This window comes from Bacillota bacterium (assembly GCA_012837335.1).
Classification (GTDB): Bacteria; Bacillota; Limnochordia; order Darwinibacteriales; family DTU012; genus DTU012.
The window spans coordinates 1-12703 of record DURM01000007.1; the positions used below are offsets into that span (position 1 = coordinate 1).

The 12703-nt window shown below is 48.9% G+C and carries 8 protein-coding genes; 6 read left to right on the forward strand and 2 right to left on the reverse strand.

Translation table 11 applies throughout. The annotated features are described in order from the left end of the window. The first annotated feature begins 16 nt into the window (after positions 1-16). Genes GX019_00450 through GX019_00460 form a run of 3 tightly spaced genes read left to right on the forward strand, consistent with a single transcriptional unit; the run spans position 17 to position 3142 of the window. Positions 17-1105 carry a Gfo/Idh/MocA family oxidoreductase gene (locus GX019_00450; GenBank protein ID HHT35627.1) on the forward strand — a complete coding sequence of 363 codons (1089 nt, stop codon included), beginning with the start codon at positions 17-19 and terminating at the stop codon, positions 1103-1105. A gap of 5 nt (positions 1106-1110) precedes the next feature. Continuing rightward, positions 1111-2076: a sugar phosphate isomerase/epimerase gene (locus GX019_00455; protein HHT35628.1), complete on the forward strand. Its 966-nt coding sequence runs from the start codon at positions 1111-1113 to the stop codon at positions 2074-2076. Between the two features lie 40 nt (positions 2077-2116). After that, on the forward strand, positions 2117-3142 hold the full coding sequence (locus tag GX019_00460) for a Gfo/Idh/MocA family oxidoreductase (protein ID HHT35629.1): 1026 nt from the start codon (positions 2117-2119) through the stop codon (positions 3140-3142). Positions 3143-3203: 61 nt separating this feature from the next. Here GX019_00460 and GX019_00465 read toward each other — a convergent pair whose 3' ends face one another. Further along, positions 3204-5153 (reverse strand): hypothetical protein, encoded by a 1950-nt coding sequence (locus tag GX019_00465; GenBank protein ID HHT35630.1) that lies wholly within the window; start codon positions 5151-5153, stop codon positions 3204-3206. Between the two features lie 284 nt (positions 5154-5437). On the opposite strand from GX019_00465, the gene GX019_00470 reads away from it, so the two are divergent. Beyond that, positions 5438-6364, forward strand: a complete 927-nt coding sequence (locus tag GX019_00470) for a dihydrodipicolinate synthase family protein (protein ID HHT35631.1) — start codon at positions 5438-5440, stop codon at positions 6362-6364. Positions 6365-6389: 25 nt separating this feature from the next. Next, positions 6390-9437, forward strand: coding sequence for a hypothetical protein (locus tag GX019_00475; GenBank protein HHT35632.1), 3048 nt, complete (start codon positions 6390-6392; stop codon positions 9435-9437). 42 nt (positions 9438-9479) lie between these two features. Here the strand turns inward: GX019_00475 and GX019_00480 are convergent, their stop codons facing one another. After that, on the reverse strand, positions 9480-10115 hold the full coding sequence (locus GX019_00480) for a cobalamin-binding protein (protein ID HHT35633.1): 636 nt from the start codon (positions 10113-10115) through the stop codon (positions 9480-9482). A 433-nt stretch (positions 10116-10548) separates the two neighbouring features. On the opposite strand from GX019_00480, the gene GX019_00485 reads away from it, so the two are divergent. Further along, positions 10549-12702 (forward strand): hypothetical protein, encoded by a 2154-nt coding sequence (locus GX019_00485; protein ID HHT35634.1) that lies wholly within the window; start codon positions 10549-10551, stop codon positions 12700-12702. Position 12703: the final 1 nt, after the last annotated feature.

A 12703-nucleotide genomic window follows, 5' to 3' on the forward strand; every position in this document is an offset into this window, starting at 1 on the left:
AGGGGGAGGTAGAACGATGGAAAAGGTAAGAGTTGGGATTATTGGCTGCGGCGGCATTGCCAACGGCAAGCATCTGCCGGCCCTGGCCAAAATTCCAGAGGTTGATATTGTGGCTTTCTGCGACATTATAGTTGAGCGTGCCGAACAAGCCAAAGAAAAGTACGGCACTAAGGATGCTAAAGTCTATGTGGATTACCGGGAACTCGTGGCAGACTCCAGCGTCGATGCGGTCCATGTGCTGACTCCCAATGACCTGCACGCCCCGATGACGATCGCAGCGTTGGAAGCCGGCAAGCATGTAATGTGCGAAAAACCCATGGCCAAAACAGCCGCGGAAGCGCGGGCGATGTATGAGGCTGCCCAGAGAACCGGCAAGCTGTTAACCATCGCGTATCAAAACCGCTTCCGGGAAGATGCCCAGTATCTGTACCGGGCCTGCCGCAATGGCGAACTGGGCGAAATCTACTTTGCTAAGTCTCACGCTGTGAGAAGAGCCGCTGTTCCCACCTGGGGAGTATTTCTCGATGCTGAAGCGCAGGGCGGCGGACCCCTGATTGATATCGGCACCCATGCTCTTGATTTAACCCTGTGGATGATGGATAACTATGAGCCGAAATATGCTGTGGGCACCACTTACCGCATGCTCGCCGATAACCCGGATAAAGCCCTGGCCAACTCTTTTGGGCCGTGGGATACCAAGGAATTTACTGTTGAAGATTCCGCCTTTGGATTTATTGTCATGAAAAACGGTGCCACCATCTTTCTGGAGTCCAGCTGGGCCTTAAACACCTTGGAGGTAGGCGAAGCGATTACGACTCTGTGCGGAACCTTAGGCGGCGCTGATATGCGGGACGGCTTAAGGATCAACGGCCAGAAATACGGCAAGCACTTTGTTGAAAAACCGCAGTTAGGAGCAAGCGGAGTTGATTTCTACCAGGGCGAAACTATGAGTCCCGGGGAAAGAGAAGCGCAGGTGTTTTATGATGCGATTCTGAAAGGAGACCCACTCGTGGTAGAGGCAGCTCAGGCCTTGGTTGTGACTGAGATTTTGGAAGCCATTTATAAATCGGCGGAGACCGGCAAACCAGTATTTTTCGAGGAGTGAGATTGATGAAACTGGGTGTATTTACTGTGCTTTTGGGTAACCGCAGTTTGGATGAAGCGCTTCAGTACTTAAAAAGCCTCGGTGTGCAGGCGGTTGAGATTGGCTGCGGCGGCTTTCCGGGTAAAGCCCACGCTGATCCCGATGAGCTGCTGAGCGATGCAGCCAAATTCCAGGCATTTGTGGATCTCTTCAAAAAGCATGAGATGATGATCAGCGCGTTAAGCTGCCACGGTAATCCGGTTCATCCCAAGCAGGAGATTGCCGACAGATTTCACCGGGATTTCGAAAAAACGGTCCTCCTCGCTGAAAAGCTGGGGATTAATATCATCAACACTTTCTCAGGCTGCCCGGGAGGTTCGCCTCAGGATCAAACTCCGAACTGGGTTACCTGCCCCTGGCCCTCGGATTTTCTGGATATTTTGGACTATCAGTGGAATGATGTCTTAATTCCCTACTGGGAAAAGACAGTGAAATTTGCCCGGGACCACGGTGTTGATAAAATTGCTTTCGAAATGCATCCCGGCTTTGCCGTCTACAATCCCGAAACGCTGCTGAAGCTTCGGGAAGCAGTTGGCGAAGAAATCGGTGCTAACTTTGATCCGAGCCACCTGATCTGGCAGGGAATCGATCCCACTGCTGCCATCAGAAAGCTTGGTAAAGCGATTTTCCACTTCCATGCCAAGGATACCAAGATTGATCCCCACAACACTGCGGTTAACGGCGTGCTTGATACCAAGCACTACGGCGATGAAATCAACCGCTCTTGGCTGTTTAGAACTGTGGGCTACGGCAACAGCGCCCAGTATTGGAAAGACATTGTCAGTAATTTGCGGATGGTGGGCTACGACTATGTTTTAAGCATTGAGCACGAAGACAGCTTAATGAGCGTAAATGAAGGTCTTACTAAAGCAGTAGAGTTTCTCAAGGATGTATTGATGTTTGAAGATACCGGCCAAATGTGGTGGGCCTAGATAAATCCAATTAGATTAAGCAGTGCTGGAGGTTTAATTAATGAAACAGTTCCGAGTTGGTATTATTGGCTGCGGCAACATATTTCCGATGCATGCCATTCCTGTTACAGCGCAGGAAAATGCTGAATTGGTCGCAGTCTGTGATGTGAAGGAAGACCGGGCCAGGGCAAAAGCGGAGGAGTTTAACTGCGCTTACTACCTTGATTATCAGGAAATGATCGATCAAGAAAACCTGGATGTCGTGCACATCTGCACACCTCACTACCTGCACGCGCCCATGGCGATTTACGCTGCGAAAAAAGGGGTGCATGTGCTGACAGAAAAACCAATGGCGATTAAGCTTGAAGATGCCAAGGCCATGATTGCTGCTGCTGAGAAAAACGATGTGGTTCTCGGAGTAATTTTCCAAAACCGCTACAATCCCGGATCAAAATTAATCAAAAAAGCCCTAGATTCCGGTGAACTCGGCGGTGTGATTTCCTGCAAGCTGTCGGTAACTTGGCAGCGCACCGATGAGTATTACTCCCAGAGCGACTGGAAAGGCACCTGGGATAAAGAAGGCGGCGGGGTAGTCATCGACCAGGCCATTCATACTCTTGACCTTGCCCGCTGGCTGATCAACTCTGAGATTGAGTTTGTAGAGGCTAATATCGCCAACCGCACTCACCAAAAAATCGATGTTGAGGATATGGCGGAGGGGATTATCCAGTTTAAAAACGGTGTGCTGGCAAGCTTCTACACCATCAATTACTACGGCTATGATGCTCCGGTAGAGATCGAGCTTTACTGTGAGCGGGGTAAGGCGAAAATGAGCGCTGATGGCGCCGTGGTTACCCTCAACGATGGCCGCGAATTTAAAGCGGATAAAGATCCCCGGGAGTCCTTTAATTACGGAAATGTGAAGCAGTACTGGGGGGTAAGTCACGTTAAGCAGATTGCCAACTTTTATCAGGCTTTAGGCGCGGGCTTTGAGCCGGATATCACCGGAAAAGATGCGCTGAAAACCCAAGAGCTGGTCTGCGCGATCTACGAGTCGGGCAAGCAGGGAAAACGAGTAATCTTTTAATCAACAGCATAAAAAGAGCGACCCAGGACAATTCCAGGGTCGCTTTTAAGATCTGTTTTTATTATTTTACGGCAATCTCGATATAGTCGATTCTGGTGAGCATACTTTGGTCACTGGAACCAACAACTCGGATTTCATCACCGGTTTTGAGCTCAACGTTTTCAATCGTATGAGTTTCAATTTGATTGGTGTTCTTTGTCGCAACGATCCGGTCAACCTGCTCATCATTGACATACACAGTGATCACGCCGCGGCCAGAGCTCTGGTCTAAGTAAGCGATGGTTAGATCACAGACAGTGTCCGGATCATTCCAGACTGCGCTCAGAGTTCCAGTACCGGCTTCCACTTTCACCAACCAGTAATTGGATGGTACCAGATAAGCTCCCGGACTTGCCGGATGATGCTCCTTGAAGTAGCGGCCGCCAATTACCATATCTTCTGCTTCGGTCCTGCCTGCTCCGATATAGAGTACCGGCAGTTCAAAACTCCAAGTTTCGCCCGGAACAATGGTGCCGTCAGCGAGCACAGTATCTACCCGCCAGTAGTAGGTTTCACCTAACTGGAGTCTGCCCGGAGCAAAGGATGATTCTTCAACTCTGCCCAGCAGATTGTTTTCGTCAAGCTCAGGAGTGGTACCCAGATATACATCATGGGCAACAGCGCCTAATCCAGCTGCCCAGTCTAACTCCAGCGGCTTAGCTGAAACTGCATCAGCCTGGTCGTAGGGCATCGGTTGGCTGCCGTTCGCCGGCTGAGGTTTGGAAGCCAGCGCTGGAGCAGTTCTGAATCTCCACAGCTCCCCTTTAATCTCTCCATCAGCAGTAACTGCATCAACCCGCCAGAAATAGACAGTATTGGGTTGGAGTTTGCCCGGGTTGAAGACGGGTTCGGTTACATTGGCTTTGCGGTTAAGCGTGGTATTGGTGCCAAAATACACGTTCCAGGATTCAACCTCGCGGGTATCCACCCAGGTTAACTCCGGTTCGTTAACTGCAAGATCAACTGTGCCGTTGCCGGGAACTGGAATAACTAAGTGTTCAAAGGCTGCTCCCGGTCCTGCGTAAGTGCTGACCAGGTTCGGGATGGCAGCGGCATCACTTAAGATAAAGTCATAATCGTAGTAGAAGCTTGGGTCAAAGGACTTACCGGTACCGGTTGTATTGCCGCGGGAGTTTTCAAAGATATTGCCGACACTTTCCAGATCACCATAGTTAGCTTCCCAATCATTGTGGTTGTACATCTGCTGGAAAGGATTGTTGGTATTGAAGAAATAGTTGTTTTCAGCAAGCACCTTAGCCCGGGTGTGGGTGCCGATCGCATAGCTGGTAATATTGGTGTAGTAGTTGTTAAAGACGTGTCCTAAGCCGTAGCCAACCCGAGGATTGCGCTGGACATTGTCTTTGAACCAGTTATAGTAGTATGTATTTCTGTTTTTGTTGTGGTCTTCCCAGTGGTTGGTTCCTGAGTTGATCAGGGACACTTTGTCGTGCTCTCTGAAAATGGTCCAGGATACAGTAATGAAGTCAGAGCCAAGCGTAAAGTCGAGGAGACCGTCTTTTGCTTTGTGCAGGTCGCAGTGGTCAATCCAGACATGATGGCAGTCGCGCAGGGCAATCGCATCATCGGTGCGCACGTCGGTGATGGTGAGGTTGCGGATGATGATGTTATGGGCACCATCTGCTCTTAAACCAAACCACTTCAGGGTGGCGTCGTCACCTAAACCAATGATGGTTTTGTTGGATTCAACATGAACATCGCGAGAACCGGTGATTGTGCCTTTGACGAAAATTGTCAGCGGTTCCGGACTGGAAGCGTGCTTTTGCAGATCTGCGATGTTGGTAACAACCACGGTTTCACCATTTCCTCCGCCGGTAATGCCGCTCATGCCCAGGCTTGGATAAGTAGCGAATCCTACCGGGCTGTTGACGGGGAAAGCAAAGGCAGAGGCGCCGATCAGTGTTAAAGCCAGTAAACTAACGAGCATGATACGAGTTAACAGCTTTGATTTCATTTTAGTCATCCACCTTTCTGTTAATTTCCAAAAAAATTGGGCCCCAAGCAGTTGTGTCGGACTCTCACCTCCCGTTCCGGTTATTTTCATGCGGCCTGTGTGTTTCCTTTTTTTAGATAATATTTATTTAAAAAAATAAATATTTTACTTATATTTTAGTGGATATATTTTACCGTGTCAAGAACTAAGGCCGCTGGTATTTACAGTTGAGTTGATAAATATTAACTCGTTTTATATAATTGATATGATTCTGTTAGGTAATTTACACACAAAGGAGATATCCCATGACTAAACAACTACCTATTGTTAAAGGCATTTGGCCAACTATGATTACCCCTTTTACTGATGATAATAAAATTGATTATCCGGCCCTGGAAGCAATGATCGAGTGGTATCTCGCCAGAAAAGTTCACGGCTTGTTCGCAGTCTGCCAGTCCAGTGAAATGCAGTATTTAAGTTTGGATGAGCGGACTGAGCTGGCTAAGTTTGTGGTGGAGGCAGTGAATGGAAGGATTCCGGTGGCCGCTTCCGGCCACAACAGCTCTAACCTTGCTGACCAGATTGACGAGCTGAAAGCAATGGCTGATACCGGCATCGATGTGCTGGTGCTGGTTGCTAACCGCTTAGCAGCTGAGACTGAATCAGAGGCGGTGTGGCTGAGAAATTTGGAAGAGCTGATGGCAAACCTGCCGGATCTGCCTTTGGGCTTATATGAGTGCCCTGCGCCGTACAACCGCCCGGTTGAAGGTGAGCTTTTAAAGTGGTGCAGTGAGACGGGTCGGTTTCATTTCTTTAAAGATACCAGCTGCGATCCGGATAAGATCAAAGCCAAAATTGCGCTTGTTCGGGGTACCGATCTTAAGTTTCTCAACGCCAATTCCGCGACTCTGCTCATGTCTCTGGAGATGGGCGCAGACGGTTTCAGCGGTGTGATGGGAAATTTCCATCCGTCCCTGTATGTGTGGCTCTATGAAAACTGGCAGCAGTATCCGGAGCAGGCGAAACGGCTGCAGGATTTTCTTGGACTAGCTTCGGTGATTGAACAGCAGTGCTATCCCATTAATGCGAAATACCACTGCCAGTTAGAAGGTCTGCCGGTTAAGCTTTATTCCCGCCGGCGTCCCCTTGCGGATTTTAAGCCTTCGTTTAAGGTGGAGGTGGAGCAGCTGCACGAATTAACGCAGGATTATTTGGAGAACTACCGGGTTTAAATAGAAAACATCGGGAGTGGTAAATTTGGATCTATTAAAGTTTAAGAATCCCCCCAAGGAATATCGGACAGCGCCGTTTTGGTCCTGGAATGATGAGCTTGCGGAGGAGGAGCTTCGCCGGCAGATTCGGGAAATGAAGGAGCAGGGTTTCGGCGGCTTTTTCATGCATTCCCGGGAAGGCCTGCGCACTCCTTACCTTACTGATACCTGGTTTGAGCGGGTAAGCGCTGCCGCTGCAGAAGCTGAAAACCAAGGCATGGATGCTTGGATGTACGATGAGGATCGGTGGCCGAGCGGCTGCGCGGGAGGGATTGTGACCGCCAGCAGTGATGAGTATAAGGCGAAGTGGCTGGTAATGATGCCGAGTTCTGCAGCTGCGATTGCTGATGCCTTAAACGATCCTAACACAGCGGCTGTTTTCTGCCTTGAGTTTGATCCAGGTGGCAGTTTAATTAGGTTTGAGCGGATTGGCAGATCCGACCAGATTACTCATCAGGCTGAGAATAATGATAAAATTACATACTGTCAGTTTCAAATTCAGGTGCAGAGACCGACTAGCAACAGCAACGGCCATGGCTATATTGATGTCTTTAATCCTGAGGCGGTTCAGGAGTTTATTAAAGTTACCCATGAGCGGTATTTAAACCGGGTAGGTGAGTATTTTGGTTCAGTAATTCCGGGTATCTTTACCGATGAGCCTACATACCGGAGCAAAGCGGACAATTCCATCCCTTGGTCGCCGTATATTCCTGAGTATTTTAGCAGCCACCACGGCTACGATCTTATGAATCATCTGCCGGAGCTGTTTTTTGAATCAGTGGAAAGCGCGAAGATCCGCTCAGATTTTTACTATACCCTCACCAAAGCTTTTGTGGAAAACTTTACCAAGCGGATCTATGACTGGTGCGACAAGCACGGGTTAATGGCCACCGGGCACCTGTTAAGCGAAGATACTTTGGTAAAGCAGACTAATGCCGTGGGAGCGGCTATGCCCCACTACCAGTATATGCATGTCCCGGGCATTGATCACCTCGGCAATAATACTGCTAACGCCTTGACTCTGAAGCAGTGCGCATCGGTGGGCAATCAGTTTGGCCGCCGGCGGATGCTGTGCGAGATTTTTGGCGTCAGCGGCCACCACATGACGTTTGCGGATCAGCAGTGGATTGCTAACTACCACTTTGCTTTGGGGATCACGTTTTTATCTCAGCATTTGGTGCTGTACTCCATGACAGGAGAGCGGAAGCGGGATTATCCGCCGACTTTCAGCTACCACCAGCCGTACTGGCCGTATTACCGGTTGATCAATGATTATTTGGCGCGAGCCGGCTATTTTTGTCAGCAGGGAGATTATTTCTGTGATACCTTGGTGCTTCATCCCATCGGCTCGGTATGGGCCGAGTTTAATCGCGAAGGTGGACGTCCTCTGCCCAGCAAATACGATGCAGAGCTGATTAAGCTTCAGGATGCTCTCTTTCAAGCTCAGATTCCTTTCGACTATGGCGATGAGCTGATTATGGAAGAACATGCTGAGGTTGTGGTGGAAGCTGGGCGCGCTTATCTGCAGATTAATAAAACAAAATACAGGACGGTAATTGTACCGCCGTCTTTAACCTGGCGAGCTGGCACCTTTGAGCTGTTGAAGCGTTTTGTGGCAGCCGGAGGCAGGCTGATGTTTGTGGGGGAAACCCCCAGCCTAATCGGGGGCGAACCGGACAGGAGCAGTTGGAAGGGGCTGTTAGCAGATGCTGATTTTCTAGCGGACGATTGCCACGAACTGATTGACCGCTTAGGACAAATCTGCTTGAGACCAATCCAAGTTGAGACAAAAACCGGTGAAGATATTTCCCATGTCATCTTCCAAGTTCGCACAAATGGTGATGCCTATTACTGCTTTATCGCTAATCTCAGTCGGGAAAAGACACATGAGCTGATTGTTACTGCGCCAAAAGGCAGGTATGTTTACAGCTTAGATTTTGCCAGCGGAGCAGCGGCGCAGGTGGAATATACTGCTTTAGGAGAAAAGCTGCAGTTTGAGCTCACCCTGGCGCCTGCTGGTGGCCGTGGATTCCTGATCACTGACGAAGCGCTGACCGCTGGAAAACCTCAGCTTAGTTTAGGAAAAGATCAGAGTGTTATCTGGACAGCTGATCAGTGGAACTACAGGCTTACCCACAAGAATTCGCTGACTCTGGATTACTGCCGCTTTGCGGCTGAAGAAGGTAATTACAGCGAAAAGGTTCCGGTTTGGCAGGTCCGGCGGGCGCTGTGGAAGGCAGCTGGTTTGGATCCGCTGCGAGGTCTGCAGCCCTGGGCTGCGCTGGAGCGCAATCTGGATCTGAAGCGGATTCCCATCAAGCTGATATTTGAGTTTATGGTCGAGAAACTGCCGGCAGAGCTTGGGCTGGTAATTGAGAACAGCCACCACTGGCAGCTTAAGGTAAACGGCAGGACAGTCAGCACTAAAACAGATCGATATTATTGGGACCGCCAGTTTGGTTTGGTTGATATTTGTGAACACGCTGCTGTGGGCAGGAATATAATCGAGCTTTCCGGTGAGTTTTATTATGGAGTGGAGCTTGAGGAGATTTATCTGGTAGGCGATTTTGCCCTCAGGCAGACAGGATATAATTCCTATGCTGTGACTGGAAAACCTGAGCGGCTCGCTAACGGCAGCTGGGTCTACCAAGGCTACCCGTTTTACGCTGGGAATATAGTGTATGAAACGGAGTTTAATCTTGATGACTATGCTCAGGACACTCGCTATCTGCTTCAGCTGAACAATCCCCGGGGGACCCTTTTTAGAGTTAAAGTAAATGGTAGGCAATGGCATAACCTGATCAGCGAGCCTTGGGTGGTTGATGTCAGTGGTGATTTGAACCAGGGCGGCAATCTGGTGCAGATTGAAGTGGTGGGATCGCTTCGGAATACCTTTGGTCCCCTCCATCACCGCCTCCAATCGCCGGCGTGGTGCGGACCCAATCAGTTTGTAGACGCAGCGAACTGGATCGACAGCTATCAGTTTGAGGATTACGGCTTGATTGATGGCGTTTCCTTAGTGATGGTGAGATAACAAGAGGCTGTTTGGTGTAATGCCAAACAGCCTCTTTAAGTTTTAAGCAGTGCATGCCTCCACAGCAACTTCTGCAGCAGATGCCGCATCGGGAGCGTAGAGGTCAGCGCCGATTGTTTCCCTGAACTGATCGGTAACCGGCGCGCCGCCGATCATGATCTTAACTTGATCGCGGATTCCCGCTTCAACAGCGGCGTCCACAATCATTTTCATTTCATTCATGGTTGTCGTCAACAGCGCGGAGCAGGCAATGATCTGGGCATTTTCTGCTTTAGCGGTTTCAATAAACTTCTCGCAGGGTACATCGATGCCTAAATCGATTACTTCTAAGCCCTTGCCTTCCATCATCATCCGCACTAGGTTTTTGCCGATATCGTGGAGATCGCCTTTGACGGTACCCAGCACGACTTTGCCCTTAGTCTGAGCATTTGCTGAGACTAATAGGGGTTTTAAAAGAGCAGTTCCAGCATTCATAGCTCTAGCAGCGATAAGTACTTCCGGAACAAAGATTTCGTTGTTCTTAAATTTTGCGCCGATCACATCGATGCCCGGCATTAAGCCCTGCTCGAGGATTTCTTCGGCCTTCAAACCTTGGTTGATGGCCTGCTGAACTAACTCTTCAACAGCTTTTGCATTGCCCTGCTGCAGTTTCAGGGAGATTTCTTTAAGCAATTCCATATCGCACCCTCCATAGACGTAGTTTATGTTTCCAACGCTTTGTATATTATATCTTGATTCTTGATATTTTTAAAGTTAAAATCGCCAACTAAAAATTTTAGTTGATTTAAGTTCGAAATTGCAAAAACAGATCTAGTTTCCCACCGTTATTGTAAACTATATCAGTAAACTTAGCAAACTGTTGTCTAGATTAACTTAAAGAAAAATGGAACTGCCTGCTTGTTTCAATGGAAAATACCAGCTAAAATCGGTTGAGAAAAAATTGACATTGTTAACTCGTTGTTATATAATTTATTCATCAGGAAGTTTACTAAAAATTTACCGGCACTTTTACTTGTTAAGAGTTTCGAAGGATAGTTTTACTAAAATCGAAATAGAAGACATAGTATTTACTGGGGACATGGATAGCCTTTACCGGGATGGTGACTAAAGCATGAAACGAAGTATATTTGTCAAAGTGGTTATTTTAGCAGCAGTACTGATAGTTATGGGCGCGCTGCCTGTTGATGCAGCCCTCTACAAAAGTTATCTGTTTGATGCGTGGGGTGTTCCTATGCCCACACCCGAACCATATCTGCCGGTGCAGGTGATATTCGGCAGCGATATCGGCGCTGGGGATTTTCGCAGTCCCCAGGATATTTTTAGAGCTCATGATGGGACCTTGTATATCGTTGATTCCGGGAATAACCGCATTGTCAAAACCACCAGCGGCTTTGAAGTGGTTCGGATTTACCAGGAATTTGACAATAACGGTGTCAAGGATACCTTTAATAATCCCCAGAGTGTGTTTGTAACAGCGGAAGGCGAGATCTACATCGCCGATACGAATCGGGAGCGGATTGTCCGGCTGAAGCAAGACGGTGAGCTGATTTCAATTATCGGGGCACCGAAAACAGACAATCCCGACGCTTTTCCGCGCCACTTCCGCTTTCGTCCCAAGCGCATCGCAGTTGACCGGTTCGATCGCTTGTATGTAATCGTCGAAGGTCTTTACGAGGGCTTGATGGAGCTCGATCTGGAAGGTAACTTCCGCACCTTTACCGGTGCGCCGCGGGTATCGCCTACCGTGTGGGAGTACTTCTGGTATCGGATTGCGTCCGAAGAACAGCGAAGCCGCAGAAGGCTGTTTCTTCCGACCGAGTACAGCAGCATGCACTTAGATGCCGATGGGTTCATGCTGACTACCATTTCCGGCGGTGAGGTCCAGGACGACCACTTTGTGCGCAAGTTAAACCCCGCTGGTGTGGATATTCTCAAGCGGGAAGGTCTTCATCCGGTGATGGGGGATCTCCGCCCCGGCATGGGAACCAGTTTAGAAGGAAACTCCCGCTTTGTTGATGTTGTCGGCCGGGAGAATGATATTTACAGCGTGCTCGATCAGCAGCGGGGCCGGATCTTTACCTATGACGGCCAGGGCAATCTCCTATATGTTTTCGGCGGTCTCGGCCAAGGAGTAGGCTTGTTCAGCCGTCCGGTAGCCATCGAAGCGGTAGGGGATCAGCTGCTGGTTATTGACAGCCGCACCAACAGCATCACTGTTTTTGCTCCGACGGAGTATGCGAAGCTGATTCACACCGCATTGGACCTTTACAACCGGGGTAAGTACGATGAAGCAACTGAAGTTTGGCAGCAGGTTGTTAAGCTGAACGCCAATAATGAGCTGGCCTTTTCCGGTATGGGCGATTCGGAGCTCAGCAAAGGCAACTTCGAGCAGGCCATGCTGTATTACCGCCTCGGCAGCGACCGGGAAGGCTATTCTAAGGCCTTCTACCGCTACCGGCGCGAGGTAATCGGTGCTAATTTCGGAAAAATCATGACCGCTGCCCTGGTGATTATTGCCGTTTTATCTATCGGTGCCAAGCTGCAGTGGCGGACTAAGTTTAAGGAACGCTTCCGCAGCAGCCAGGCAGCAGCCGCTCTTGCCAGCGAGCGGGTGCAGGGCAACCGATTGGTGATTTATCTGAGGAAAACTTGGCAGGCGCTGCGCTTTGCCAAACATGTGATATTCCATCCTTTTGATGGCTTCTGGGATTTAAAATATGAGAAACGGGGTACATCTTCTGCCGCGACCATCCTGTTAATTCTAGTAGTGATATCTTATATCTTTATGCGGCAGTACACCGGCTTTGTGCTTAATTATAACCGCATTGAAGACTTAAACATTATTGTTGAAGCAACAAGTCTTTTAGGACCATTTATCTTGTGGTGTGTTGTTAACTGGGCATTAACAACCCTGATGGACGGCAAGGGTAAGATGAAGGATATTTACATCGCCGGTGCGTATGCCTTAACGCCCATGATTCTCATAAACTTCCCAATTACCATCATCAGCAATTATATGACCATCGAAGAAGGCACTTTCTATTATCTGCTGCTGGTGGTGGGAGTGGTTTGGGCCATGACCCTACTCATTTTAGGAACCGGGGTAATTCACGAATACAGCTTCGGCAAAACGATCTTTACAACCCTGGCTACTATCGTTGGGATTGGAATTGTTATCTTTGTAGGTTTGCTGTTTTTCCATGTAATTGATATGATGTTCAATTTTGTACGGGAAATGTATGTGGAACTGACCTTTAGGTTGTAGT